The organism is Pseudomonas sp. 14A (genome assembly GCF_018132745.1).
GTDB classification, from domain to species: Bacteria; Pseudomonadota; Gammaproteobacteria; order Pseudomonadales; family Pseudomonadaceae; genus Aquipseudomonas; species Aquipseudomonas mercuritolerans.
In genome coordinates, this window is record NZ_JAGRQJ010000003.1 from 518,532 (window position 1) to 544,316 (window position 25,785).

Here is a 25,785-nt window from a genome sequence, read left to right on the forward strand (position 1 = left end):
ACTTGGCCTGGTTCTGGAAGGTTGACCCCGAACAGATGATGGCCAGGCCACTGGATGTGCTCCGCGAATCGCTGGAGCACGCGCAACGGATCAATGCGATGCAGCAGGTGCAGTGATGGCCAATACTCAGATAAATGCACTCCAGCAAAACATGCAGACTACCGTGAACATGCTCGTCGTGATGCAGGGTCTGCAGAAGATGGACGCTGAGATGAAGGGCGTCCGGGGCAAGGTGGCGGCGTTCAGGAAAAGCCTGGAAAGCAGTTCGATCAAGCCCTTTGATTTGTCCGGTTTCATTTCCGGTGGCGGCTTGCTCAAACCTTTTCAGGAGGGACTGAAGAAGGCGATCAAGGCCGAAGACGAACTGGCGACCAAGAACAAAAAACTCAATACGCCGACGCTGGGCAAAGACGCGCTGATTCCTGCACCGTTGAACAAGTCCGTTACGGCGCAGGTACCGGCGGTAGTGAAGGGGGAAACCTCGGCCAATCTGGCGAAGTTCAACGTCTCGCTCGACAACATTTCATTGAAGATCGGTCAGGCGTTGTTACCAGCCGTCAACGGCCTTGTAACGGCGCTGGTGCCGGTGGTGACTTCGGTCGGTAAGTTTGTCGCCGATCATCCCCAACTCGTGGAGGGGCTGGCGGCGGCAGCGCTGGCGTTTACGCTGGTGACAACAGCGGCTGCCGGTTTCAGCGCGGTGCTGACGCTGCTTGCTTCACCCGTCGGGATATTCGCCGCCGGGGTTGCCCTGGCGGCCGGGCTGATCGTCGCCAACTGGAAACCCGTCTCGGCTTTTTTTGCTCGACTGTGGCAAGAAATCGCCCCCGTCGTAATGCCGATGGCCAGTTTTTTTCGGACCCTGTTCGGGTTCACTCCGATGGGCATGCTGATCAGCAACTGGGGACCGGTGAGCACGTTCTTCGCGGCGCTTTGGAATGTGCTCAAGGCGCTGGCTGCGCCGGTCATCGACTTTTATGCAACGTTGTTTGCGTATTCCCCGCAGGCGCTGATTTTGAAGAACTGGGCGCCTCTGGTCGGACTTTTTGCGTCGATCTGGGATCTGCTCAGAGCGGTGTCAGTACCGGTCGGGGCTTTTTTCCAGGACCTTGTCGAGTCAATCAAACTGCCCGTGCTCGCCCTGTATGCGGTGATCCGCGAGCAGTTGGGCTGGTCGCCTCTGGAGTTGATCATTCAAGCCTGGGGCTCGGTGACGATATGGATCGAGAAATGGAGCGAGAAGTTTTACCAGGCGCTTGCACCGGTCAGGGCGTTTTTCAATGGAGGTTTGGGTGAGCTCGCTGCCGAAGCGTCGGCCAAGGTCGATGTCTTCACCCATGCCCAGGAACGGACCAATGCCCAAGGCAAGGGGGAATGGGCGCCAGAGTTTTTCGGCTCCAGTGCTGATTCCGCTGCCACACGTCCAGCGTCGATGGCGGCGCTGACACAGTCCTCGAATTCACTGACGCAAACTTCCAACAGCTTGATCCAGCAAAGCGCCGCAAACAACCGTACGCAACTTGAAGGCGGCCTGACCGTGCGCTTCGAAAATGCACCGGCAGGCCTGCGCACCGAACAACCGCAAACCAATCAACCGGGCCTGGCCGTGTCTTCGCGCATCGGCTATCGCTCGCTGTCGATGGGAGGTTCCCAATGAACTGGCGTGACCGTTTATTGCCGGCATCCTTTCGCGGTGTCGGTTTCTGGATCGACCAGGCGAAAACCCCGGTCGGACGCAAGGGGCAGTTGCATGAATACCCGCAACGCGACCTGCCGTTTTTCGAGGACCTCGGCCAGCAGGCCAAGACCCACGATCTGACCGCGTTCATCATCGGCCCCGATTGCCTGGAGCAGCGCGACAAGCTGCTCAAGGCGCTGGAGCAGGGCCGTGGCGAACTGGTGCATCCGTGGCTCGGACGCCTGCAGGTCAAGGTCGGCGAATGCGACATGACCCACACCCGCCAGGACGGCGGGCTGGTGACGTTCGCATTGAAGTTCTATCCCGATCAGCCTTTGCCGTTTCCGATAGCCACGGTCAGTACGCAGAAAGTGCTGCTGGCCAAGGCCGACGGACTGCTGGGTTCGGCGGTGGCGCGATTCGAACAGGCGATGACTTTGATCAAGGCTGCGCGGATCGGCATCACCAACCTGCGCAACAGCCTTACCGGCGTCTATGACGTGATCAAGGAACAACTGAAACCTTTGATCGAGCAGTACCGGCAGATCACCGAGCTGGTCAAAGCCGTGAAGGAGCTGCCCAAGGAAGTGGCGGCGGAATTCAAGGGTTTGCTCGGCGATATCAAGGAGCTGAAAGCGTTCGCCAAGGAAGGCTACCGGGGCGTGATCGCCGACGTGTCGCAGCAACTCGAAGCGATTCGCAAGGCCGATGTGCCGAAGATCACCACGGGCAAGGACACCAATGCCGCAGCCCAAGCGATGGCTGATCTGGTGCAAGACACGGTGCTGGTCAAAGTCGCACAGTGGGTCGCGTCGATGCCGGTGGCGACCACGCCGGTGAAGCTGGCGTCGACACCGTCGGTGGCGCAACAGTCGACCTCGCCGGTCAGCCGTCAGGAAGTCCCGGTCAGCGATGACATGCAAGCGCTGCGCACGGCGGTGACTGCCGCCATCGACCCAATGCTCGCCAAAGCCGGGCCTGCGCACTACCAGGCAATCAACGATGTAAAGGAAGCGCTGGTGGCTCATCTCAAAGCGGTGGCGTCCTCCGGCGTGCGGCAAGTCAGCAAGTCGTTTCAGGAAAGCTTTCCGGCGGTAGTCGTGGCCTACAAACAATTTGGCGACGCTACGCGGGTCGATGAAGTGACTCAGCGCAACGGGATTACCCATCCCGGTTTCTCGCCCAACGACGTGAAAATCTCGCGGGAGTGATGCCATGAACGAGATGGACAATCACGTCACGCTGACGGTCAACGACATGGAATACGGCGGCTGGAAAAGCGTCGAGATCGCCGCCGATCTGGAGCGTCAGTTCCGCACCTTCAAACTCGACATCACCTGGCAATGGCCAGGGCAGGCCGTGGACGAAAGGATCAAACCCGGCGACCCCTGCGAAGTGAAAATCGGCAAGGACCTGGTGCTCACCGGTTACGTGTTCAAAGCACCGATCCGCTATGACGGGCGGCAGATCAGCTTGAGCATCGAAGGCAGTTCGAAAACCCAGGATCTGGTCGATTGCGCCGCCCGCAACCTGCCCAGCCAATGGCAGCAACAACCCTTGCTGACTATCGTTCGCGATCTGGCGAGCGAATATGGGCTGTCAGTGGTCAACGAGATCAGCGAAACCACACGCCTGACCAAACACACCATCGTGCCGGGTGAAACGGCATTCCAGTCGATCGACCGATTGCTGTCGCTGCTGCGGGTGTTTTCCACCGACAACGAGCTGGGCCAGTTGGTGCTGGCCAAACCCGGTAGCGGTGGGCGCGCCAGCGATGCGCTGGAGCTGGGCAAGAACATCCTGTCGGCCAATGCGCCAATGGATTTCAGCCAGGTGTTCTCCGAGTACCGCGTGATCGGCCAGCAAAAAGGCTCGGACGCAAAAAGCGGCGCGGCGGTGAGTGAAGTCGAGTCGACCGCGGCCGATCTGAGTTTCAAACGGCGGCGCACCACGGTGATCAACGAAGGCACGCAACTGACCTTTGAGTTGGCGCAGCAGCGTGCCCTATGGGAAAGCGCGACCCGCATGGGCCGCGCGCAGACCACCACCTATCAGGTGCAGGGCTGGCGGCAGAGCAATGGCGACTTGTGGCGCCACAACACATTGGTGAAGGTTAAGGATCCGGTGCTGGATTTTGATGGCGACATGCTGATTTCCAAGGTCACTTATTCGCTGTCGGCGCAGGGTTCGGTGACCACGTTGCAAGTGGCCCCGCCGCATACGTTTGATCCTGATCCGACTCCCCCGAAAAAAACCTGAGCCTGACCCCGAACCCTGTGGGAGCGAGCCTGCTCGCGAAAGCGTCGCCAGCCTAAACATCACAGCGCCTGACCCGCCGCGTTCGCGAGCAGGCTCGCTCCCACACTGATCCCATTCGGGCGACTCTTTTCAAGGACATCCCATGAGCCTACTGACACGCCTGCTGGCGCGCGGCACTGTCGTGCTCGCCAATTCGGCTTCGAAACTGCAATCGCTGCAAATGCGCCTCACTGCCGGTGAAGTCAACGACGACCTCGAACACTTCGAACCCTACGGCTTCACCAGCCATCCGCTGGCCGGCGCCGAGGGGGTTGTCACCTTCATCGGCGGCGACCGTTCCCACGCCATCGCCCTGGTTATCGCCGACCGCCGCTATCGCCTGCAAGCACTCGCTGCCGGTGAAGTGGCGATCTACACCGACGAGGGCGACAAAATTCACTTCAAGCGCGGGCGGATCATCGACATCGAAACCGCCACGCTGAACATCCGCGCCAGCAGCGCGGTGAACTTCGACACGCCGGTTATAAATCAGACCGGCAAGATCGTTTCCACCGGTGATCAACTGGCCGGCGGCATCAGCCAGATCAAGCACGTGCATGTTGGCGTGCAGGCCGGTAACGGTCAGACCGGCGCGCCGGCAGGAGGCCAGTGATGTTCATCAGCCAGAACCTCCACGCTGCACTGACCCGCGCCGTCCTGATCAGCCTGTTCACCTGGCGTCGCGCCGCCGATGACGATGCCCTCGATGACGAAGAACGCTTCGGCTGGTGGGGCGACAGTTTTCCCACGGTTGCCGACGATCGCATCGGCTCGCGGCTGTGGCTGTTGCGTCGGGTCAAGCTGACCCGGCAAACGCAGATGGACGCCGAGTTCTATGCCCGCGAAGCCCTGCAATGGCTGCTCGACGACGGCCACTGCAGCGCCATCGACATCATCAGCGAACGCCTCGACGCCCAGCGCCTGAACCTGCGCACGGTCCTGACCCTGGCCGACGGTGAACGTCTGGACATCAACCCCGATAACAGTTGGCAGGTGATCTATGCCGTTTGAAACCCCTTCGCTGCCGGTGCTGATCAAGCGCACCCAAAGCGACCTGGCCGGCGATTCGCTGCGCCAGTCCGATGCGCAAGTGCTCGCCCGCACCCTCGGCGGCGCCGCTTATGGCCTGTACGGTTATCTAGACTGGATTGCCCAACAGATCCTGCCCGACAAGGCCGATGAATCGACGCTGGAACGCATCGCCGCGCTGCGCCTGAATCAGCCGCGCAAAGCTGCGCAAGTGGCTACCGGCAGCGTCAGTTTCAGCGCCAGCACCGGCGCTGTGCTGGATGTCGACACCTTGCTGCAGTCCGATGATGGACGCACCTACAAAGTCACGGCCGCGCGCATCGCCGTCAGCGGCACTAACAGCACCACGATCGCTGCGCTCGATGCCGGTAGCGTGGGTAATGCCGACGCCGGTCTGACGTTGAATCCGGTGCAACCGATTGCCGGTGTGATCGGTAACAGCTTCATCGTTCAGCCACCTGGCCTCACAGGCGGCGTCGGCACCGAAAGCCTTGAATCGCTGCGCGCCAGAGTCATTCGCTCTTATCGATTGATTCCTCACGGCGGCTCGGCGCAAGACTACGAAACCTGGGCGCTGGAGTGCCCCGGTATTACCCGTGCATGGTGTCGTGGCAACTTCCTCGGCCCTGGCACCGTCGGCGTGTTCGTCATGCGTGACGATGATCCGCAACCGATTCCCAACGAAGAGCAGTTGGCGGAAGTCGAAGCCTACATCGAACCGCTGCGACCGGTGACCGCGGACGTGAGGGTGATGGCGCCGGTACAAGTGCTGGTCAAGTACAAGTTGCGCGTTACTCCGAACACCAGTGCAGTGCGCGCGGCGGTTGAAACCCAGTTGCGGGATCTGCACAACCGCGAGGCGGGGCTGGGCGATACGTTGTTGCTCAGCCACATCACCGAAGCCATCAGCAGCGCCACCGGTGAAAGCGATCACAGTCTCATCAGCCCCTCGGCCAACGTTAGCGCCCAAAGCAATCAATTGCTGACATTCGGGGGGTGCGAATGGCTGTCCTGAGAAGTCCCAGACAATACCGGCAGCAGTTGCGCAGCCTGCTGCCCAGCGGTCCGGCCTGGGACCCGGAACGAGTGCCGGAACTCGAGCAGGTTCTTGAAGGCGTCGCTCAGGAACTGGCTCGCCTCGATGCCCGGGCAGCGGATCTGCTCAACGAGATGGATCCGGCTGGCGTCAGCGAACTGGTACCCGACTGGGAGGCAGTGATGAACCTGCCCGACCCATGTCTTGGTGCGACTCCGCTCTATGACGATCGCCGCCTGGCTGTCCGTCGGCGGTTGCTGGCGGTGGGCAACCAGTCCGCCGCGTATTTCATTGAGGTCGCACGCACCCAAGGCTATCCAGAGGCCACGGTGACCGAACTACGGGTGCCGCGAATGGGGCGTTCGCGGTTCGGCGGCGCGCATTTCGGCACCTGGAAAGGGCAGTTCATGTGGATCCTCAACACCGGTGGCCGCTTGGCTATCGGGCGGCGTTTCGGCGCCAGTTATTGGGGCGAACGTTTCGGCATGTACCCAGGCTCGGCTCTGGAATGCCTCATTCACCGCAGTGCACCGGCGCATACCCGGGTGTACATCAATTATGACTAAGGACTGAATAAATGGATTATCCAAAAAGCGTACCCAGCGTCGGGCTGGTCGATGGCAAGTTTGTTGATGAGAACCCGGTGGCAGGCACGCCGGGATCGTTGATTCCGGCATCATGGGGCAATGCGGTAACCGAAGAAATACTCGGTGTGATCAAGGGCGGTGCGCTCAAGCCCGATGAAGCCGATGTCGGACAATTGCTGACAGCCGTGCGCAAGATCAGTCAGGCCGGGCTCATCGATTTTGCACTCGATACCGGTACGGCCAATGCTTATGCAGCCAACTATTCGCCGGCACCTGCGACGCTGGTAGACGGCATGGTGTTGCGCTTCAAGGCTTTGAATACCAATACCGGCGCCAGTACATTTTCCGTAGCCGGTTCGGTCGCCAAACCGCTGGTTGGTCTTGACCATACTCCGCTTCGCTCGGGTGAAATCGTTGCGACGGGAGATGTCTGGGTGCAATGGAACAGCTCGCTGGGCAGCGGCGCCTGGATTCTGATCGCCAGTACCGGCGTGGCCAGACAGTTGGGTGCCGACGTAGGCGATGTGAAAGCCGTCGCTACCGTAGACGCACCCAGTGGCTGGCTCAAGTGCAACGGACAGCCTGTGTTGCGTATCCAATATGCCAATCTTTTCGCAGCAATCGGCACCCGGTTCGGTGCAGGTGACGGTGCAAATACCTTCAATGTGCCGGATTTGCGTGGTGAATTTGTCCGGGGTCTGGACGAGGGCCGTGGTGTCGATCCGGGGCGAGTTCTGGGTAGCAAGCAGGCCGGGCAAAATGCTTCCCACGTTCACGATGTGTCAGCCGCTGCTGCAGGTAACCATGCTCACACGGCGCGCACTGATGCTGCCGGAGTACACGCGCATGGCGGCGCTGTTACCGGCGGAGGCGCATTCAACATCGACACGGTCATGGGCGGGCAGGGGACAATCAACGGCGGCAATACCGCAGGTTCCATCATGGGATCGAGCTCGGCGCCTTTCATCAATCGCAACTTTACAACCAACGCCCCCGCTCACACCCACGGCATCGTGGCGGACGGCAACCATGCGCACAACGTCGGTGTGGATGCCGCCGGGCAACATACGCATACGATCTCGATGGCGGCCGCGGGCGGCAACGAGGCTCGGCCGATGAACACCGCGCTGTTGTACGTCATCAAGTTTTGATAACCGCTGTCCGGGACCCTCATCAGGTGGGCCGAGCGTTGCGATAGAACCCTGAAAACTCCGGAAAAAAATGGCTGGCAGGCATCAGTCGCCAGCCGTGATTCAATCGGGGCCATATCCAGGGAGGATCAAGCATCATGCAATTAACTGAAAAACACCTTATCGACATCATGCCCAACGCCCGCTCCCAAGCGGGCGTTTTTGTTTTAGCACTCAACGCCGCCATGGCCAGGCATCGCATCGACACGCCAAAACGTGTTGCGGCGTTCCTCGCCCAGGTTGGTCACGAGTCGGGCCAATTGCGTTACGTGCGTGAACTGGGCAACAACCAATACCTGAGCAAATACGACACCGGCACCCTGGCGCTGCGTCTGGGTAATACGCCCGAGGCGGATGGCGACGGGCAAAAATATCGGGGGCGTGGGCTCATACAAATCACCGGTCGCGCCAACTATCGCCAATGCAGCCTCGGTTTGTTTGGCGATGAGCGTCTTTTGTCGTTACCCGAATTGCTCGAGCAACCGCAATGGGCGGCGGAATCGGCGGCGTGGTTCTGGGCGCAGAAGGGCCTGAATGAACTGGCGGATGCGGACCAGTTCAACACCATCACCCGCCGCATCAACGGCGGGTTGAACGGCTTGCAGGATCGCCTCGAGATCTGGGCGCGGGCGAGGGCGGTGCTATGTCCGGCTCCTGGCGCGTGATTGGTCTGATGTTGCTTGTGGCCGGGGCGTTTGCAGCTGCATGGCAATTGCAGGACTGGCGCTACGGGCGGCAATTGGCCGAGCAGGGGCGGTTAAACGCCGAAACCCTCAATCAACTGACGCAGACCGCCGCCACCGCGCAACAGGCCGATCAGGATAAACGCCTGGCGCTGGAGCAACGGCTCGCGGCCAGTGAACAAACCCATTATCGAGCGCTGAGCGATGCCCAACGTGATCAGGATCGCCTGCGCGATCGCCTTGCTACTGCCGATGTGCGCCTGTCAGTCCTTGTCGACGCCGGCGACGTTGCCCACGGCTGTGCGCTGCCAGCCACCGCCGGCACCGGCGGCGTGGATTCTGCAACCGTACGCGCCCGACTTGACCCGGCGCATGCTCAACGAATTATCGCCATCACCGACACCGGCGACCGCGCACTGATTGCCTTGCAGGCCTGTCAGGCCTATGTCAGAGCGCTGGCGCCCGAACATCTTGAATGATTCTGTGTATTGAAAGCGCGTCCGGCTCGTGTACGGTGAAGGCATTCCACACGATCCGGAGCTTGCCGTGAAAGAGATCACCCAACTGGCCGCAGAACTGGGCCGACGTCTGCAAGTGCTCAATGCCCACGTCACCACTGCCGAGTCCTGCACCGGCGGCGGGATCGCCGAAGCGATTACGCGGATTCCCGGCAGTTCGGCCTGGTTTGAAGCGGGGTACGTGACGTATTCCAACCGGCAGAAAACCCGGCAGCTGGATGTGCCGGGCGATTTGTTCGAGACGGTAGGGGCGGTCAGTCGCGAAGTGGTCGAGGCCATGGTGCGCGGTGCGCAGCAGCACAGCCTGGCGCATTTTGCCGTGGCGGTCAGCGGTGTCGCCGGCCCCGACGGTGGCACGCCGAACAAACCGGTGGGCACGGTGTGGCTGGCCTGGGGCGTTGGCGACGCGGTTTCCAGCGAGGTTCAGCACTTCGCCGGCAACCGTGATGAAGTTCGCCGACAAACGGTGAAGGCCGCGCTAGAGGGACTTGTGCGACTAGCGGCACGAGAAATCGAAAATCAGGGGTAGGCGATCTTCGAACGCTGTGGAATAATACTGGCTACTTATACAGGTGTTGGCCGTCAGGCCTTATTGATTACGTGAGGACTTTAATGGACGACAACAAGAAGAAAGCCTTGGCTGCGGCCCTGGGTCAGATCGAACGTCAATTCGGCAAGGGTGCCGTAATGCGTATGGGCGATCAGGACCGTCAGGCGATCCCATCCATCTCTACTGGCTCTCTGGGTCTGGACATTGCACTCGGCATTGGCGGCTTGCCAAAAGGCCGTATTGTTGAAATCTACGGTCCTGAATCTTCCGGTAAAACCACACTGACACTGTCGGTCATCGCCCAGGCGCAAAAAGCCGGCGCGACCTGCGCATTCGTCGACGCCGAACACGCGCTTGATCCAGAGTACGCCGGCAAGCTGGGCGTCAACGTTGACGACCTGCTGGTTTCCCAGCCGGACACCGGCGAACAGGCCCTGGAAATCACCGACATGCTGGTGCGCTCCAACGCCGTTGACGTGATCATCGTCGACTCCGTGGCGGCACTGGTGCCGAAGGCTGAAATCGAAGGTGAAATGGGCGACATGCACGTCGGCCTGCAAGCACGTCTTATGTCTCAGGCGCTGCGTAAAATCACCGGTAACATCAAGAACGCCAACTGCCTGGTCATCTTCATCAACCAGATCCGCATGAAAATCGGCGTGATGTTCGGCAGCCCGGAAACCACCACCGGTGGTAACGCGCTGAAGTTCTACGCCTCGGTTCGTCTCGACATCCGCCGTACCGGTGCGGTGAAAGAAGGCGACGAAGTGGTCGGCAGCGAAACCCGCGTCAAGGTTGTGAAGAACAAGGTGGCTTCGCCGTTCCGCCAGGCCGAGTTCCAGATTCTTTACGGCAAAGGCATCTACCTTAACGGCGAGATGATCGACCTGGGTGTGCTGCACGGTTTTGTCGAGAAGTCCGGCGCCTGGTATGCCTACGAAGGCACCAAGATCGGTCAGGGCAAGGCCAACTCGGCCAAGTTCCTGGCGGACAACCCGGAAATCGCCGCGAAGCTTGAGAAGCAACTGCGTGACAAGCTGCTGGCACCAGTGGCAGACGTCAAGGCTTTGGCCTCCCGGGACAAGGTCGATAACATGGCTGAGGCCGATGTCGACGTTTGAAGTCATTGAATGACTCTTGTACTTGATACCCTCGTCGCGGTGCGGCGAACCGCCATGGACCTGCTCGCACGTCGCGAGCATGGTCGAGTCGAGTTGACGCGCAAGCTGCGTCAGCGCGGCGCCGAGGCGGAGCTGATCGAAACAGCCCTCGACCGTTTAACGGAAGAGGGGCTGCTTTCCGAAGCCCGTTACCTTGAAAGTTTTGTTTCCTACCGCGCCCGTTCCGGCTATGGCCCTCTGCGAATTCGCGAGGAGCTCAGCCAGCGAGGTTTGCAACGTACCGATATCGAAATCGCCCTGCGCGAAAGCGGTATCAACTGGCAGGCGCAGCTTCAGGATACGTGGCAACGCAAGTTCTCCGGACATTTACCGATTGATGCGAAAGAGCGGGCCAAGCAAGGCCGGTTTCTGGCGTATCGGGGGTTCTCGATGGAGATGATCAACCGCTTGTTCAGCGGTCGAGGGATGGACGATTAAACCGATTCAACAAAAAAGGCCCGCTATTTTTTAGTAAATAGCGGGCCTTTTTTTGCCTTCAAATTACGTTGGAAGGCTCGCGTGAGCGTTGTGCAGTGGGCGGTTTTGAATCGGCCCAGTTTTCCGGCAGGTTGATAAAGTCGACCAACTCTCTCAGGCGACCATGGGTACGGCCATTGAAGGCAAACGCCAGCCGTGCCAGATGGCTGAACTGTGCATCGTCGTGTTCTTCATCGCTGTAGGCGTGTTGATGAAACTCGTCGCTCAGGCACAGATCAGCGAATTCCTCCTGCATCTGAGCCAGCGCCTGATCGCTGAGCTTGTGGTTCATGCGAATCACAAACTGCCGCTTGAGCCAGCGACTGGAGTGGAAGTTGCTGTAAAACTGATTGATCTCGTCCACCGCTTCTTCAACGCTGTAAACCAATCGCATCAACTTCATATCCGTCGGCAGGATATAGCGGTTTTCTTCCAGCTGATTGCGGATGAAGTCGAGCGCACCTTGCCAGAAGGTGCCGCCCGGAACATCCAGCAAAACCACCGGCACCAACGGGCTTTTGCCAGTCTGAATCAGCGTCAGCACTTCCAGCGCTTCATCAAGGGTGCCAAAACCGCCCGGGCACAGCACCAGCGCATCAGCCTCTTTGACGAAGAACAGTTTGCGGGTGAAGAAAAAGTGGAACGGCAACAGCTTGTCGGTGCCACCCACGGTCGGGTTGGCGTGCTGTTCGAAGGGCAGGGTGATGTTGAAACCCAAACTGTGGTCACGCCCGGCGCCTTCGTGGGCGGCGGCCATGATGCCGCCGCCGGCGCCGGTGATCACCATCATTTCCGCACGCGTCAGCGCTGCGCCGAGTTCGCGGGCCATCGTGTATAACGGATGTTCCACTGGCGTACGCGCCGAGCCGAACACGGTGACTTTGCGCCGGCCTTTGAATTGTTCGAGTACACGGAACGCCTGCTCCAGTTCACGCAGGGCTTGCAGGGTGATCTTGGCATTCCAGCGGTTGTGGTCTTCCTGAGCCATGCGCAGCACGGTCAGGATCATGTCGCGGTAGATGGGGATGTTCGGGCTGTTGGCGGAAACATGGTTGAGTTGTGCTTCGACCTGGCTGATGAGGTCGCCGCTTTCCTGAAAATGACGGCTCAAGAGGTCATTCGGCTGATAAGGCATTCAACGTCTCCTTCTGTACAGAGCGGTTAGCCCTGACAACCAGCGTCCGGGCCGCACTGCAAAAACACACAGGGCCGGCAGTTCCATTTCTGCCGTTAACGAATGATCGGGAATACTCTCAATCTAGACCCTCGCACGCATTCGCGCTGACTTGAACAGTGCGCTGTAACGTTTTGCCTGGCAACCGCTTGCTGATTTGCGCCAAAGCCCCGCCGCTCGTCTGAACGTGTCGCGAAGGGCCATCACTCTGATTTACTCAAAGACAGACGTCGCAAGACGACCTTGCGTTTGCGCAAGGCGAGGCAATTCAAGGATTCGTGGGTGGCAAGGAGGCAGGATGCATGGTCAGAGTGGTTCTGGAGATCGATACGCAGCTGTATCGAATGTTGCAGGAGTCGGCCGAGACGCATCAATTGAGTCTCGAAGAAGAGTGCTGCCGACGATTGGCCGGCGGCGAACGTCGCTCGCGCTATCTGCAGGCGTTGGTAGCGGAATTGCGCGCCGAGGATGAACAGCGGCGCGCCAAGGCTTCGCGCTGATTACTTCTTCTTCGCTGGCGCGGCTTTCGGGCAATCGGATTCCTGGTAGCTGGCCGAGCCGATCGCTTTGTTGGTTTTCACTTCGGTGAAGTCGTAACGCATGATCGCGCCCTTGGCCATCAGCTTGCGGTACGACGGGTTGTTGCACACCGACGCGCCCAACTGGAAATACACAGCCTTGGGATCGGCGCGCATCTTGTCGGCGTGGCTCTTTTGCACGCTCAGATGGTTGATCAGCTGCGTGCCCTCGACGGTGTAGCCTTGATCAAGAATGTCTTCATTGATCGCCCGTGGCGTGCCGACGCTGCTTTGGGCGGCGACGTTGCGCAGCTCTCGGTTCAGATTCTGCTCACTCAGGGACGCAGCCTGAGCGGTAAAGGACGACGCCAGCAGAATGGCAGCGGTGGGAACGATAAGGCGCAGCATGAAACTCTCCTGATTCGGTGACTGGTGGTTCGACCCGTCACGGGGCGGTGCGTTCAGTGGCGGCGAATTATAGGGGAGCCGGTCTGGACGGTACAGGCTTGTGGCCGTCGCTCTGGTAAACTGCCGGCCTTTATTGCCCTGCCGAGTGTCTTTCGTGTCGAGTTTCCCTGTCTGCCGGTATTGCCTGCGATGATCCATGCCCCCAACGCCGTGGCCCGCCTGCGCGATCAGCGCGAAGACGAAGGCATCAAGCCGATTCAGGCGCGCGGCTTTCGCTCCGAGCGTTGCCGCGATTGCCGGGTCATCATCAGTCATTGCCTGTGCGCGTGGCGGCCAAGCGTCGACACCCGTTCTGGCGTGTGCCTGATCATGACCGGCAAGGAAGTGTTCAAGCCAAGCAACACCGGTTGGCTGATTGCCGATGTGGTGCGCGACAACCACGCGTTCATCTGGTCACGCACCGAGCCAGACCCGCAGATGCTCGCACTGCTCAACGATCCGCAGTGGCAGCCGTATCTGGTGTTTCCGGGTGAATACGTCGAACCGTCGCGGGTGACCAACACAGTGAGCATCGAAAGCAGCAAGCGCCCGTTGTTCATTCTGCTCGATGCGACCTGGACCGAGGCGCGCAAGATCTTTCGCAAGAGTCCGTATTTCGATCGTTTGCCGATTCTCAGCCTGCTGCCCGACAAACTCTCGCGCTATCGCTTGCGCCGTTCGACCCGCAGCGAGCACCTGTGCACCGCCGAAGTCGCGGCGTTGTGCCTGGAACTGGCCGGTGACAGCGATGCCGCCTCGGCGCTGGACGCCTATTTCGATGTGTTCAGCCAGCATTACCTCGGGGCCAAGCAGCAACTGGACATGAATGAATCAACGCCCGCTCACGCCGAGCTGTTGCCCTATATACGAAAGCCGCAGCCGGAGTTGGCCCGATAGTGGCCCATACTGTTCACAGCGCTGGCCATCTTGCTTGACCACCCCGGCTGCGCTGGGCATGCTTGGCGCCGATTAGGGTGCGGCCAAGGTTTGAGACGCCGTGTTTGCTGTTGATTGGCGTTGAACGTGCCCCTGTGGATAGCGCTTACAAGCGTTGTCTCGAGTTGCTTTGGCCAGACCGGAATCTACCGCGTCTGCCATCAAAAACAGGATCATTTGAAAAATGGCCACATACGACATCCTGATTGCCGATGATCACCCCCTGTTTCGCAGCGCCCTGCACCAAGCGGTGACGCTGGGCCTTGGCCCGGACGTGCGACTGGTGGAAGTGGCGAGCATCGCCGAACTGGAAGCGCGCCTGACCGAAAAGGCTGACTGGGATCTGGTCCTGCTGGACCTGAACATGCCCGGCGCCTACGGTTTTTCCGGGCTGGTGCTGCTGCGCGGACAGTATCCGCAGATTCCGGTGGTGATGGTCTCGGCCCAGGAAGAAGCTTCGGTGATGGTCAAGTCCCGCGAGTTCGGCGCCAGTGGCTTCATTCCCAAGTCCAGCGATCTGAGCGTGATTCAGGAAGCGGTGCGCAAGGTGCTCGATGGCGACGTGTTCTGGCCGCCGCAAGCGTTCGAAGCAGTGAGTGTGTCGGATGAGGCGAAAGCCGCCAGCGATGGCCTGGCCAGCCTGACGCCACAACAGTTCCGCGTGCTGACCATGGTCTGCGAGGGATTGCTGAACAAGCAGATCGCTTATGAGTTGAGCGTGTCGGAAGCGACCATCAAGGCCCACGTCACGGCGATCTTTCGCAAATTGAATGTGCGCACTCGCACGCAGGCGGCTTTACTGCTGCAACAACTTGAGTCAATTCCCAGCCAGTGATGGCTGGCGGTTTCACGCTTTTTTGACTTTCGTTGATCTAGCTTCCCCACTCCTTTTTGGCTGGTTTCTCCTTATGTCACCTTTCAAGGGCCAGACCGGCCTGAAACGCATCCTCAACGCGTCCGGCTATTCGCTCGACGGCCTGCGCGCCGCCTTCACCGGCGAAGCGGCATTCCGCCAACTGGTGCTGCTCAACGTGGTGCTGATTCCGCTGACATTCTTCCTCAATGTCAGCCGTGTCGAGCAGGCGGTGTTGATCGCTGTTTGCTTGCTGGCGCTGATTGTCGAGTTGCTGAATTCGGCGGTGGAAGCGGCCATTGATCGCATCTCGCTGGAGCTGCACCCTTTGTCCAAGAATGCCAAGGACATGGGCAGCGCCGCGCAGTTCGTGGCGCTGAGCATGATCGCGCTGGTGTGGGCGGTGATTCTGCTTTAAGCGATGGTCGGCAACACGATTTCGTCGCTGCGCTGCACCCCGGCGGTGAACGCGCGGCATAGCTCGAGAAACTCGCGCATGGCCGAGGTCTGGTATTTCTGTTTGTGCCAGATGAAGTAGAACTGCCGCGCCAGATCCAGACCCGGCGTCTCCACCGGCACCAGACTGCCGCGCCGGAACGCATCGCGCAGGGCCAGCCGCGAAATGCAGCCAATCCCCAGGCCTGATTCCACTGCACGTTTGATCGCTTCGGTGTGTTCCAGCTCCAGGCGAATATTCAGCGCGCTGCGATGGTGACGCATGGCCTGGTCGAAGGTCAGCCGCGTGCCGGAACCCTGTTCGCGCAGAATCCATGCCTCATGGGTCAGCTCTTCCATCGTCGCACTGCCGCGTTTGGCCAACGGATGCTGCGGCGCGCAAAACACCACCAGCTCATCCTCGACCCAACTCTGCACTTCGATGTCCGGGTGGCTGCAATCGCCTTCAATCAGACCCAGATCAATTTCGTAGTGGGCGACTTGTTGCACGATATTGGCAGTGTTCTGCACGTGCAGCTTGACCTGGCTTTCGGGGTGCCGCTGCATGAAGCTGCCGATCAGCAGGGTGGCCAGATAGTTGCCAATGGTCAGCGTCGCCCCCACTGATAAAGAGCCGAAACCGGATTTGCCATTGAGCAGGTCTTCGATTTCCTTGGCCTGGTCGAGCAGGGCCACCGCTTGCGGCAACAGTTGTTTGCCAAGGGCGTTGAGGCTCAGGCGTTTGCCGGCGCGGTCGAACAGCTGGCAGCTGGACTGGCGCTCAAGCTCGGTGATCGAAGTGCTGGCCGCCGATTGCGAGAGGTTGAGCAGACCCGCAGCACGGGATACGCTTTCCTGCTGGGCGACGGCGACGAAGACTTGCAGTTGACGGAGAGTAAATCGCATATCGATATAACCGATAACCCTTATCTTAATAATCCAGTTAACAGATATTGTCGTCGCTATTAGAATGCGATGCAATTGCGCACGTTAAGCCTCATTGAGCCGCGCAGACCAATCTCCAGGAGTCAAACGTACATGAGCAACATGAACCACGAGCGTGTCCTCAGTGTTCATCACTGGAACGACACTCTGTTCAGCTTCAAGTGCACCCGCGATCCGGGCCTGCGCTTCGAGAACGGTCAGTTCGTGATGATCGGCCTGCAACAGCCCAACGGCCGCCCGCTTATGCGCGCTTACTCGATCGCCAGCCCGAACTGGGAAGAGCATCTCGAATTCTTCAGCATCAAAGTGCAGGACGGTCCGCTGACCTCCCAGCTGCAGCACTTGAAGGAAGGCGACGAGATCATCATCTCGAAGAAGCCTACCGGCACGCTGGTTCTTGATGACCTGAACCCGGGCAAGCACCTGTACCTGCTGAGCACCGGTACCGGTCTGGCGCCGTTCATGAGCGTCATTCAGGACCCGGAAACCTACGAGCGCTTCGAAAAAGTGATCCTGGTTCACGGTGTGCGCTACGTCAACGAAGTCGCCTACCGCGAATTCATCACCGAGCACCTGCCGCAGAACGAGTTCTTCGGCGAAGCGCTGCGTGACAAGTTGATCTACTACCCGACCGTGACCCGCGAGCCGTTCGAGAATCAGGGCCGTCTCACTGACCTGATGCGCAGCGGCAAGCTGTTCAGCGATATCGGCCTGCCACCGATCAACCCGCAGGACGACCGCGCAATGATCTGCGGCAGCCCGAGCATGCTCGACGAGACCAGCGAAGTGCTCGACAGCTTCGGCCTGAAGATCTCGGCGCGGATGCGCGAGCCGGGTGATTACCTGATCGAGCGTGCGTTCGTAGAAAAATAACCTGCGATACCTGTGGGAGCGAGCCTGCTCGCGAATGCGGTCTGTCTTCAACGTTGATGTTGCCTGACACGACGCCTTCGCGAGCAGGCTCGCTCCCACAGTTGGTTATTGGGTGTGACAGTAAAGCCCGCGTTGCCTGAGGAGGCAGCGCGGGCTTTTTCGTTTGCGGGCTTTATGCCTCGGCCGGGATGACTTCCAGCACGCGGATCTGGTCGGGCGTCGGGTAATGCCAGCGCACGTCGAGATCCCAGAACTGCGCACCATATTCACGGTCCGGCGCCGGTGTCTGATACGCCGGACGCGGATTCTGCGCCAGACACTGCTCGATCAGCTCAACCAATGGCTCATCGAGCCGCTGAGCGTGGGTGTGCGCCTGTTTCAAGGCCGCCTCCGCCCACTGCACGTCGATCAGCTGCGGCGCGGCGCTGGCGATGTCATTGGTCGCCCCGGGGATGATGTCGGCGTACGGCACGTACGGTTTGATATCCAGCACCGGCGTGCCGTCGAGCAGATCGATCCCGGAAATAAACAGGCGATTGCCTTCGACTTTGTCCAGCTTCACCACCGATTGGCCGATGCCATTCGGTCGGTGTGTAGCACGGGTGGCAAACACGCCCATCGACTTGTTACCGCCCAGGCGTGGCGGGCGCACTTTCAGGCGCGGTTTGTCTTCCAGGGCTTGGTGGAACAGAAACAACAGCCAAACATGACTGACCTGCTCCAGCCCCTGCACGGCGTCACCCTGATCGAACGGCGCGACCAGTTCCAGCACGCCACGGGCGGCCGGTGCCAGTTGCGGCTGGCGGGGGATGGCGAACTTCTCCTTGAAGCAGGAGCGCACGAAGCCGATGGGGGAGACGCTGTAAGTCATGGTCTGGGATCGAAGCGGGTAGGGCGGGCATGATAACCCGGCTCGCTTCAAGTCTGGTGGTGACAGGGCTGGCCTCTTCGCGAGCAGGCTCGCTCCCACAATGTAGCTGCGTTGTGTACGAAATCCCTGTGGGAGCGAGCCTGCTCGCGAATGCCGCACCGCCGATCTACAGACTGAATCCACCATCAAGAGGAATGATATTCCCGGTCATATAAGCCCCCGCCGTACTCGCCAGGCTGATCGCCAGCGCCGCCATCTCTTCCTCACGCCCCCAGCGCTTCATCGGAATCAGCGCAGTATCCTCAGCCAACGCCTGTTCATCATTACCAATATGCTGGGTCATCTTGCTCGGGAACCGCCCCGGCGCAATCACGTTGACGTTGATGTGCTGGCTCACCAGTTCCCGCGCCAGAATGCGCGACAACTGATGCAGAGCGGCCTTGCTCGGCCCGTAGGCATATGCCTGCTCGCCAAACGAAGAAATCCCCGCCACCGAACCGATATTGATGATCCGTGCCGGATTCGCCGCCGAGCCAGCCTTGCGCAGCAACGGCAGAAACTGCTGGATGCAACTGAACACCGAGGTCACGTTGAGCTGCATGACCTTTTCCCAGCCCTTGACCGGATAACTCTCCAGCGGCGCGCCCCAGGTGGTGCCGGCGTTGTTCACCAGAATGTCCAGATGAGTGATCTGCTCACCCAGGCGCGCGGCCAGTTCCCGCACGCCTTCCTCGGTCGCCAGATTTGCCGCCACGCCGTGGCAAATGCCCATGGCGCCAAGTTCTTCGGCGGTTTGATGGCAGGCTTCGACGTCGCGCGAGCACACGTAGACATGGGCGCCCGCCTCGACGAAGGCCTTGGCGATCATTTTGCCGATACCACGAGTACCGCCAGTCACCAGAGCGGTGCGGCCTTGCAGGGAGAAGTAGGGATGCATGGCGAGTCCTGAAGATTAGGGATCAGTACACTCTAGGCCATGCGGCCAGCTTCGAGCTGCAAGCTACAAGCGGCAAGTCAAACACCGTGCCCCGCCTTGCCGCTTGTAGCTTGCAGCTTGCAGCTGTTTTCAGGCTCTCACGCGAAGCGTGAGCCCTTTGAGGAAGTTACGCAGCAACTGGTCGCCACACGGGCGATAGTTGGTGTGGCCGACCTTGCGGAACAGCGCGCTCAGTTCAGGCTTGGATACCGGAAACTCGGCGGCTTTGAGGATCGCGTGCATGTCGTCTTCTTTCAGTTCGAAGGCCACGCGCAGTTTTTTCAGGATGATGTTGTTGGTCACCGGCACTTCGATCGGCTGCGGCGGACGGCTTTCGTCCTTGCCGCGCTTGAAGATCACCAGGCCGTCGAGGAAATGCGCGATGACTTCGTCCGGGCAGCGCACGAAGCCTTCTTCGTCTTCTTCTTTCTTGTCGAGCCAGGTGATGACATCGGCGAGCGTGACGTCCATGCCGCCCAGTTTGATGATTTCGACAACTTTCTTGTCGCTGATGTCGAGCATGTAGCGCACGCTGCGCAGTACGTCGTTATGAACCATGTCGGTATTCCTGATGCGTTGTGGGCAGCGCTCGCGGGCGCTGCCGGAATGTGGGGCGGCAGTGGAAGTCTTAGAACTTCTCTTTGCCGGACAGGTAGCGCCATTGGCCGACCGGGACTTTGCCGATCGACACGCCGCCGATGCGGATGCGACGGATGCCGATGACCTTCAGGCCGACCGCTTCGCAGAACTGCGCGATGATTCCCGGCTGCGGGTTTTTCATGGCGAAGCGCAGACGGTTTTCGTTCTGCCAACTGGCCTTGACCTGCGGCAGCTCCTTGCCCTTGTGGGTCAGGCCATGCTGCAAACGGTTGAGGCCGTGGGCAGCCATTTCGCCTTCGACTTCGACGATGTATTCCTGCTCGATCTTCGCTGCGTCGGCGGTGAGCTTGCGCAGGATTTTCCAGTCCTGGGTGAATACCAGCAGGCCGCTGGCCTTGGGCTGCAGGTCGGCGCTGGCGGTCAGGCGCAGGAAATGCCCGCGCAACGGACGCTTGCCGTAGCGATGCTCTTCGCTGAGGGTTTCGGCGCTGAGCGATTGCATGGCGCTGTCGACATCCATGCCGGCGGGGGCGTTGAGCAGGATGGTCACCGGCTCCGGCGCGGTGGCCTTGGCGTCCTTGTCGAGCTCGACCTTTTGCTCGCCGACCTTGAATTGCGGCTCATCGATGACTTCGCCGTCCACGGTGACCCAGCCGCCCTCGATGAACAGCTCGGCCTCCCGGCGGGAGCAACCGACCAGTTCGATGAGGCGTTTGGAGAGGCGAATCGGGTCAGTCATGACAGGGCCGTAACAAAAAAGGGGTGGGCATTGTACCTGTGTGGAAGCGGTTAAGCCCGGTTCCATTTGCAGGCGCTGTATTCAATGTGGGAGCGAGCCTGCTCGCGAAGGCGTCCTGCCAGTCTATGTGTGCAGTGACTGGTACACCGCATTCGCGAGCAGGCTCGCTCCCACAGGGGGTCCATGGTGTGTCAGCCGTTGCTTGAGCGCTGTTGGGACTGCCGCAAGCGCATATGCAGCAGCGGATACGGCTGGCCCATGCCATCGAACTCGGAGCGGCCGATCACTTCGAAGCCCTGCTTTTCATAAAAGCCCAAGGCTTGCGGGTTCTGCTCATTGACGTCGAGTTCATCGGCGTTGAGCCGTTCGATCGCATATCGGAGCAACTGCTTGCCCAAGCCTTGACCACGATGATCAGGATCGATGAACAACATTTCAATCTTGCCCGCCGCCACACCGGCAAACCCGGTGATGCGCTGCTGGCGATCCTTGGTGCAGATCAGCATGACCGCATCGAGATAGCGGGTGAGCACCAGGTTGCGCAACAGCTCGATATAGCTGTCCGGCAGGAACTGGTGAGTCGCACGGACCGAGGCCTCCCAGACCCGGGTCAGTTCTTCGTAATCGCTGATTTTCGGTGTGTGGATGACCGAATGCTGACGCATGTGCGTGTGCCTCTTGTGCGGTTCAAGGGAGTCCGTCCCCCGCTAAACGATAGCCGCAAAAAAGCCCCGTATCTCGGAAAAGAGCGGGGCTTCTGGATACAGCGCTATTCACTTGTGGGAGCGAGCCTGCTCGCGAAGGCATTGTGTCAGGCAATATTTACAGCGACTGACCCAGCGCATTCGCGAGCAGGCTCGCTCCCACAGGTATTTTGCGGTGCTTAGATCTGCTCAGCCCACAAATCATATTCGTCTGCGTCAGTCACCTTGCACCAGACCTTGTCGCCCGGCTTCAGGTTGCTGCCATTGTCGATAAACACGTTGCCATCGATTTCCGGGGCGTCGAAGAAGCAGCGGCCAACCGCGCCTTGTTCGTCAACCTCGTCCACCAGCACTTCGATCTCACGACCGATGCGCATTTGCAGGCGTGCCGAGCTGATCGCCTGCTGGTGCGCCATGAAGCGCTCCCAACGATCCTGCTTGACGTCGTCCGGTACCACGTCCAGATCCAGATCATTCGCTGGCGCGCCATCGACCGGCGAGTACTGGAAGCAGCCGACGCGGTCGAGCTGGGCTTCGGTCAGCCAGTTGAGCAGGTACTGGAAGTCTTCTTCGGTTTCGCCCGGGAAGCCGACGATGAAGGTCGAACGAATGATCAGGTCCGGGCAGATTTCGCGCCAGTTCTTGATGCGTGCCAGGGTCTTGTCTTCGAACGCCGGGCGTTTCATCGACTTCAGGACTTTCGGGCTGGCGTGCTGGAACGGGATGTCCAGGTACGGCAGGATCTTGCCGGCGGCCATCAGTGGAATCAGCTCGTCGACGTGCGGGTACGGATAAACGTAGTGCAGGCGGACCCAGACGCCCAGCGTGCTCAGTGCTTCGCAAAGCTCGGTCATGCGGGTTTTCACCGGCGCGCCGTTCCAGAAGCCGGTGCGGTATTTCACGTCGACGCCGTAGGCGCTGGTGTCTTGCGAGATCACCAGCAGCTCTTTGACGCCGGATTTGACCAGGCGCTGCGCCTCGTCGAGCACATCACCCACCGGGCGGCTGACCAGTTTGCCGCGCATCGACGGGATGATGCAGAACGAGCAGCTGTGGTTGCAGCCTTCGGAAATCTTCAGGTAGGCGTAGTGGCGTGGGGTCAGCTTGATGCCTTGCGGCGGCACCAGGTCGATCAGCGGGTTGTGATCCTGACGCGGCGGCACCACTTCGTGCACGGCGTTGACCACTTGTTCGTACTGCTGCGGACCGGTCACAGCGAGCACGCTCGGGTGGACGTTGCGGATGTTGCCTTCTTCGACGCCCATGCAACCGGTAACGATCACCTTGCCGTTTTCCTTGATCGCTTCGCCGATCACTTCCAAAGATTCAGCCTTGGCCGAATCGATGAAGCCGCAGGTGTTGACCACCACGACGTCAGCGTCCTGATAGGTGGACACCACGTCATAACCTTCCATGCGCAGCTGGGTCAGGATGCGCTCGGAGTCGACCAGTGCTTTCGGGCAACCCAGAGATACAAAGCCAACCTTTGGATTGGCCGGCGCAGGAGTGGTGGACATGTCTAACCTCGGTGTTTTGTGACGTCGCTGGCCACACGCGGCAGCTGACGGATGGGCGCTTGAGATGCGCCTCTGATCAAAAAGTGCGCAATTCTAGCGGCGGGCAACGCACTTGACCAGCTTTATACGGGGAAATACGACGAGTGCTGCGCTATGCTTCGCGCCGTTGAGCTTTACCGATTTCGTGCAGTCAATCATTGGTCTGTAACAACAGGTAAAACAGCGCATGCTGCACTACAAAGCATAGTGCTTCCTTCAAAGAAGCCAGTATCGAGATCAGGAGTGTTGGATGGGTCAGGCAAGTAGTCATGCGGCGGGCGCCGAGGGTTCGGCAAGCAGACCGCTGAGCATGCTGGTCGCGGCAGTCGGGGTAGTTTATGGCGACATCGGCACGAGCCCGTTGTACACCCTCAAGGAAGTGTTTTCCGGCGGTTATGGTGTGCCGGTCAATCACGACGGTGTGCTCGGCATTCTGTCGTTGATCTTCTGGTCGCTGATCTGGGTGGTCTCGATCAAGTACATGATGTTCGTCCTGCGCGCCGACAACCAGGGCGAGGGCGGCATCATGGCCCTGACGGCACTGGCACGGCGGGCAGCGGCGGGGCGCAAGCGCCTGCGCACGCTGTTGGTGGTGTGCGGGCTGATCGGTGCGGCGCTGTTTTACGGCGACAGCATGATCACCCCGGCCATTTCGGTGCTGTCGGCGATCGAAGGTCTCGGCCTGGCGTTTGAAGGCATCGATCACTGGGTGGTGCCGCTGTCGCTGGTGGTGCTGGTCGCGCTGTTTCTGATCCAGCGCCACGGCACCGCGCGGATCGGCATTCTGTTCGGGCCGATCATGGTCACCTGGTTCCTCGTCCTCGGCGCCCTCGGTGTGTACGGCATCAGCCACACCCCGGAAGTGCTGCACGCGCTGAACCCGATGTGGGCGGTGAATTTTTTCGTTGTGCACCCAGGCATGGGCGTCGCAATTCTCGGCGCCGTGGTGCTGGCGCTGACCGGCGCGGAAGCGCTGTACGCCGACATGGGCCACTTCGGCCGCAAGCCGATCGCCCGTGCCTGGTTCCTGCTGGTGCTGCCGGCGCTGGTGCTCAACTACTTCGGCCAGGGCGCATTGCTGCTGGAAAACCCGGACGCCGCGCGTAACCCGTTCTACCTGCTGGCACCGAGCTGGGCGCTGATTCCGCTGGTCGGCCTGTCGACCATGGCCACGGTGATCGCCTCGCAAGCGGTGATTTCCGGCGCGTTCTCCCTGACCCGTCAGGCGATCCAGCTCGGCTACATCCCGCGCATGTACATCCAGCACACCTCCAGCGACGAGCAGGGCCAGATCTACATCGGCGCGGTGAACTGGGCGCTGATGGTCGGCGTGGTCCTGTTGGTGATCGGCTTCGAATCCTCCGGCGCACTGGCCTCGGCCTACGGAGTGGCGGTGACCGGCACCATGCTGATGACCACCATTCTGGTGTCGGCGGTCATGCTGCTGCTGTGGAAATGGCCACCGATCCTCGCGGTGCCGGTGCTGCTCGGCTTCCTGTTGGTGGACGGTCTGTATTTCGCCGCCAACGTGCCGAAGATCGTTCAGGGCGGCGCGTTCCCGGTGATCGCCGGTATCGCCCTGTTCGTGCTGATGACCACCTGGAAGCGCGGCAAACAACTGCTGGTCGAACGCCTCGACGAAGGCGCGCTGCCGCTGCCGATCTTCATCAGCAGCATCCGCGTGCAACCGCCGCATCGCGTACAGGGCACCGCCGTGTTCCTCACCGCCCGCTCCGACGCGGTGCCGCATGCGCTGTTGCACAATCTGCTGCATAACCAGGTTTTGCACGAGCAAGTGGTGCTGCTGACGGTGGTTTACGAAGACATCCCGCGCGTCCCGCCATCGCGGCGTTTCGAAGTCGAAGCGCACGGGGAGGGCTTCTTCCGGGTGATCCTGCATTTCGGTTTCACCGACGAGCCCGACGTGCCGCAGGCGTTGAAGCTGTGTCATCTGGATGATCTGGACTTCAGCCCGATGCGCACGACCTATTTCCTTAGTCGCGAGACGGTGATTGCCTCGAAACTCGAGGGGATGGCGCGTTGGCGTGAGGCGCTGTTTGCGTTCATGTTGAAGAATGCCAATGGCAATTTGCGGTTCTTCAATCTGCCGTTAAACCGAGTGATCGAGTTGGGGACGCAGGTGGAGATGTAGCCTGCGCCTCAACTGAAAAGCCCCCGTCAGCCTTGCGGCTGGCGGGGGCTTTTTGTGCCTGTGCCCAATCCTCAAACCACCGCTGATTCCCTGTGGGAGCGAGCCTGCTCGCGAAGGCTTAGTGTCAGTCGAAGCATGTGGTGGCTGAACCACCGCATTCGCGAGCAGGCTCGCTCCCACAACGGTCTGCAGTGTTAGTGGCTATCAGGTAATTCTTCTTCAGATTCAGTCTTCGTCCGCGCAGGTCGTGGGATCAGCGCTTGGATCACATCATCAATCAAGGCTTTGCCCATCACCGTCAGGTAATGCGCGGCCCAGGCATGGCGGTCGGTGTCTTTGATGAAAGCAGCATCCTCGGCGAAGGATTTGGCGAGGGACAGCAGGTCGGAGGATTGGGACAAGGCATTGATGATCGGGACGCCGGAGCGGACGTTGAAGAACGCTTGATCCGCGTTGTAGAGGAAAGGGGTGAAGCCGATTGTTGTAAGGTCTGAAGGCGTTGACGGAATTTCTTTGCTCATTGTTTTGCTCCCTAAAACGAGGAGCTGCCGCATTCGTTACCACACGAATGGGTGGCAGCTGTACGCAGGGTGGTAAACCGGGAGAGCAAAGAAACCGGCAGACCCGAAGGTCTCCCACGTACAGCTGCCATGACAGTAAATTACAGGCGTAAAAGAACGCCTGATGTCGTGATGGAGGCACTGTTGCACTTTGCCTAACCGGGTTACCACACCCGATCGCTGAATGGGTCAGCGACGTCCGGAGAGTATCCCGTCAAAAAACAGCGCAAAAGAGCGGCA

Annotated in this window: 29 protein-coding genes; 19 read left to right on the forward strand and 10 right to left on the reverse strand. The window is 60.0% G+C overall.

The window, feature by feature from the left end; translation table 11 throughout:
• The first annotated feature begins 115 nt into the window (after nucleotides 1-115).
• From PS14A_RS04945 to recX, 13 genes are all read left to right on the forward strand, one after another.
• The gene (locus PS14A_RS04945) at nucleotides 116-1,657 is read left to right on the forward strand and encodes a phage tail protein (protein WP_212615432.1); all 1,542 of its coding nucleotides are present in this window, start codon (nucleotides 116-118) and stop codon (nucleotides 1,655-1,657) included.
• Nucleotides 1,654-2,889, forward strand: coding sequence for a DNA circularization N-terminal domain-containing protein (locus PS14A_RS04950; RefSeq protein ID WP_212615433.1), 1,236 nt, complete (start codon nucleotides 1,654-1,656; stop codon nucleotides 2,887-2,889). The genes PS14A_RS04945 and PS14A_RS04950 overlap by 4 nt, the downstream gene beginning before the upstream one ends.
• A gap of 4 nt (nucleotides 2,890-2,893) precedes the next feature.
• Nucleotides 2,894-3,937, forward strand: coding sequence for a phage baseplate assembly protein (locus PS14A_RS04955; protein ID WP_212615434.1), 1,044 nt, complete (start codon nucleotides 2,894-2,896; stop codon nucleotides 3,935-3,937).
• A gap of 142 nt (nucleotides 3,938-4,079) precedes the next feature.
• Nucleotides 4,080-4,589 (forward strand): phage baseplate assembly protein, encoded by a 510-nt coding sequence (locus tag PS14A_RS04960; RefSeq protein ID WP_041478093.1) that lies wholly within the window; start codon nucleotides 4,080-4,082, stop codon nucleotides 4,587-4,589.
• A complete protein-coding gene (locus PS14A_RS04965; RefSeq protein WP_016771422.1) occupies nucleotides 4,589-4,987 on the forward strand; it encodes a phage GP46 family protein in 399 nt (132 codons plus the stop codon). The genes PS14A_RS04960 and PS14A_RS04965 overlap by 1 nt, the downstream gene beginning before the upstream one ends.
• Complete coding sequence (locus PS14A_RS04970) at nucleotides 4,977-6,020, forward strand: baseplate J/gp47 family protein (RefSeq protein ID WP_130887808.1); 1,044 nt, start codon at nucleotides 4,977-4,979, stop codon at nucleotides 6,018-6,020. Before PS14A_RS04965 ends, PS14A_RS04970 begins: the two co-directional genes overlap by 11 nt.
• Nucleotides 6,008-6,607 carry a putative phage tail protein gene (locus PS14A_RS04975; protein ID WP_137215325.1) on the forward strand — a complete coding sequence of 200 codons (600 nt, stop codon included), beginning with the start codon at nucleotides 6,008-6,010 and terminating at the stop codon, nucleotides 6,605-6,607. Before PS14A_RS04970 ends, PS14A_RS04975 begins: the two co-directional genes overlap by 13 nt.
• Nucleotides 6,608-6,618: 11 nt before the next feature.
• On the forward strand, nucleotides 6,619-7,779 hold the full coding sequence (locus tag PS14A_RS04980) for a tail fiber protein (RefSeq protein WP_249121160.1): 1,161 nt from the start codon (nucleotides 6,619-6,621) through the stop codon (nucleotides 7,777-7,779).
• Between the two features lie 137 nt (nucleotides 7,780-7,916).
• Nucleotides 7,917-8,483, forward strand: coding sequence for a glycoside hydrolase family 19 protein (locus PS14A_RS04985; RefSeq protein ID WP_137215327.1), 567 nt, complete (start codon nucleotides 7,917-7,919; stop codon nucleotides 8,481-8,483).
• Complete coding sequence (locus PS14A_RS04990) at nucleotides 8,462-8,980, forward strand: lysis system i-spanin subunit Rz (protein ID WP_212615435.1); 519 nt, start codon at nucleotides 8,462-8,464, stop codon at nucleotides 8,978-8,980. The genes PS14A_RS04985 and PS14A_RS04990 overlap by 22 nt, the downstream gene beginning before the upstream one ends.
• Nucleotides 8,981-9,047: 67 nt before the next feature.
• Nucleotides 9,048-9,548 (forward strand): CinA family protein, encoded by a 501-nt coding sequence (locus PS14A_RS04995; protein WP_137215329.1) that lies wholly within the window; start codon nucleotides 9,048-9,050, stop codon nucleotides 9,546-9,548.
• An 83-nt stretch (nucleotides 9,549-9,631) separates the two neighbouring features.
• A complete protein-coding gene (gene recA, locus PS14A_RS05000) occupies nucleotides 9,632-10,690 on the forward strand; it encodes a recombinase RecA (RefSeq protein ID WP_137215330.1) in 1,059 nt (352 codons plus the stop codon).
• A gap of 9 nt (nucleotides 10,691-10,699) precedes the next feature.
• Nucleotides 10,700-11,167, forward strand: coding sequence for a recombination regulator RecX (recX, locus tag PS14A_RS05005; protein WP_130911062.1), 468 nt, complete (start codon nucleotides 10,700-10,702; stop codon nucleotides 11,165-11,167).
• A 58-nt stretch (nucleotides 11,168-11,225) separates the two neighbouring features.
• On the opposite strand, the gene PS14A_RS05010 is transcribed toward recX, so the two are convergent.
• Nucleotides 11,226-12,341, reverse strand: a complete 1,116-nt coding sequence (locus PS14A_RS05010) for a TIGR00730 family Rossman fold protein (RefSeq protein WP_212615436.1) — start codon at nucleotides 12,339-12,341, stop codon at nucleotides 11,226-11,228.
• A gap of 341 nt (nucleotides 12,342-12,682) precedes the next feature.
• Here PS14A_RS05010 and PS14A_RS05015 point away from each other — a divergent pair, with 341 nt between their 5' ends.
• Entirely contained in the window at nucleotides 12,683-12,880 is a 198-nt protein-coding gene (locus tag PS14A_RS05015) for a hypothetical protein (RefSeq protein WP_016770569.1), read from the forward strand.
• Here PS14A_RS05015 and PS14A_RS05020 read toward each other — a convergent pair whose 3' ends face one another.
• Nucleotides 12,881-13,306, reverse strand: a complete 426-nt coding sequence (locus PS14A_RS05020; protein ID WP_007908738.1) for a PA3611 family quorum-sensing-regulated virulence factor — start codon at nucleotides 13,304-13,306, stop codon at nucleotides 12,881-12,883.
• A 189-nt stretch (nucleotides 13,307-13,495) separates the two neighbouring features.
• On the opposite strand from PS14A_RS05020, the gene PS14A_RS05025 reads away from it, so the two are divergent.
• The 3 genes from PS14A_RS05025 to PS14A_RS05035 all read left to right on the forward strand — a co-directional run bounded on the left by PS14A_RS05025 (nucleotide 13,496) and on the right by PS14A_RS05035 (nucleotide 15,552).
• Complete coding sequence (locus PS14A_RS05025; RefSeq protein WP_212615437.1) at nucleotides 13,496-14,242, forward strand: tRNA-uridine aminocarboxypropyltransferase; 747 nt, start codon at nucleotides 13,496-13,498, stop codon at nucleotides 14,240-14,242.
• 223 nt (nucleotides 14,243-14,465) lie between these two features.
• Complete coding sequence (erdR, locus tag PS14A_RS05030) at nucleotides 14,466-15,116, forward strand: response regulator transcription factor ErdR (protein ID WP_016771412.1); 651 nt, start codon at nucleotides 14,466-14,468, stop codon at nucleotides 15,114-15,116.
• Nucleotides 15,117-15,189: 73 nt separating this feature from the next.
• Nucleotides 15,190-15,552 carry a diacylglycerol kinase gene (locus PS14A_RS05035; protein ID WP_042607041.1) on the forward strand — a complete coding sequence of 121 codons (363 nt, stop codon included), beginning with the start codon at nucleotides 15,190-15,192 and terminating at the stop codon, nucleotides 15,550-15,552.
• Here PS14A_RS05035 and PS14A_RS05040 read toward each other — a convergent pair.
• Entirely contained in the window at nucleotides 15,549-16,475 is a 927-nt protein-coding gene (locus tag PS14A_RS05040; protein ID WP_137215332.1) for a LysR family transcriptional regulator, read from the reverse strand. The genes PS14A_RS05035 and PS14A_RS05040 overlap by 4 nt on opposite strands.
• Before the next feature lie 132 nt (nucleotides 16,476-16,607).
• On the opposite strand from PS14A_RS05040, the gene fpr reads away from it, so the two are divergent.
• The gene (gene fpr / locus PS14A_RS05045; protein ID WP_007908723.1) at nucleotides 16,608-17,387 is read left to right on the forward strand and encodes a ferredoxin-NADP reductase; all 780 of its coding nucleotides are present in this window, start codon (nucleotides 16,608-16,610) and stop codon (nucleotides 17,385-17,387) included.
• A gap of 172 nt (nucleotides 17,388-17,559) precedes the next feature.
• On the opposite strand, the gene tsaA is transcribed toward fpr, so the two are convergent.
• The 6 genes from tsaA to rimO form a co-directional block, all read right to left on the reverse strand.
• Nucleotides 17,560-18,258: a tRNA (N6-threonylcarbamoyladenosine(37)-N6)-methyltransferase TrmO gene (gene tsaA / locus PS14A_RS05050; protein WP_212615438.1), complete on the reverse strand. Its 699-nt coding sequence runs from the start codon at nucleotides 18,256-18,258 to the stop codon at nucleotides 17,560-17,562.
• A gap of 166 nt (nucleotides 18,259-18,424) precedes the next feature.
• Nucleotides 18,425-19,195 (reverse strand): SDR family oxidoreductase, encoded by a 771-nt coding sequence (locus PS14A_RS05055; protein ID WP_076566197.1) that lies wholly within the window; start codon nucleotides 19,193-19,195, stop codon nucleotides 18,425-18,427.
• A 129-nt stretch (nucleotides 19,196-19,324) separates the two neighbouring features.
• Nucleotides 19,325-19,792, reverse strand: a complete 468-nt coding sequence (locus tag PS14A_RS05060) for a DUF1456 family protein (RefSeq protein ID WP_016771408.1) — start codon at nucleotides 19,790-19,792, stop codon at nucleotides 19,325-19,327.
• Between the two features lie 70 nt (nucleotides 19,793-19,862).
• Nucleotides 19,863-20,573, reverse strand: a complete 711-nt coding sequence (locus PS14A_RS05065) for an rRNA pseudouridine synthase (protein ID WP_212615439.1) — start codon at nucleotides 20,571-20,573, stop codon at nucleotides 19,863-19,865.
• A 191-nt stretch (nucleotides 20,574-20,764) separates the two neighbouring features.
• Nucleotides 20,765-21,238: a GNAT family N-acetyltransferase gene (locus PS14A_RS05070; protein ID WP_212615440.1), complete on the reverse strand. Its 474-nt coding sequence runs from the start codon at nucleotides 21,236-21,238 to the stop codon at nucleotides 20,765-20,767.
• 218 nt (nucleotides 21,239-21,456) lie between these two features.
• Nucleotides 21,457-22,794 (reverse strand): 30S ribosomal protein S12 methylthiotransferase RimO, encoded by a 1,338-nt coding sequence (gene rimO / locus PS14A_RS05075; RefSeq protein ID WP_137215336.1) that lies wholly within the window; start codon nucleotides 22,792-22,794, stop codon nucleotides 21,457-21,459.
• A 289-nt stretch (nucleotides 22,795-23,083) separates the two neighbouring features.
• Between rimO and PS14A_RS05080 the strand changes: the two genes are divergently transcribed.
• A complete protein-coding gene (locus tag PS14A_RS05080; protein WP_212615441.1) occupies nucleotides 23,084-24,985 on the forward strand; it encodes a potassium transporter Kup in 1,902 nt (633 codons plus the stop codon).
• Nucleotides 24,986-25,179: 194 nt separating this feature from the next.
• Here PS14A_RS05080 and PS14A_RS05085 read toward each other — a convergent pair whose 3' ends face one another.
• Nucleotides 25,180-25,506: a DUF3077 domain-containing protein gene (locus PS14A_RS05085; RefSeq protein ID WP_212615442.1), complete on the reverse strand. Its 327-nt coding sequence runs from the start codon at nucleotides 25,504-25,506 to the stop codon at nucleotides 25,180-25,182.
• Nucleotides 25,507-25,785 lie beyond the last annotated feature (279 nt).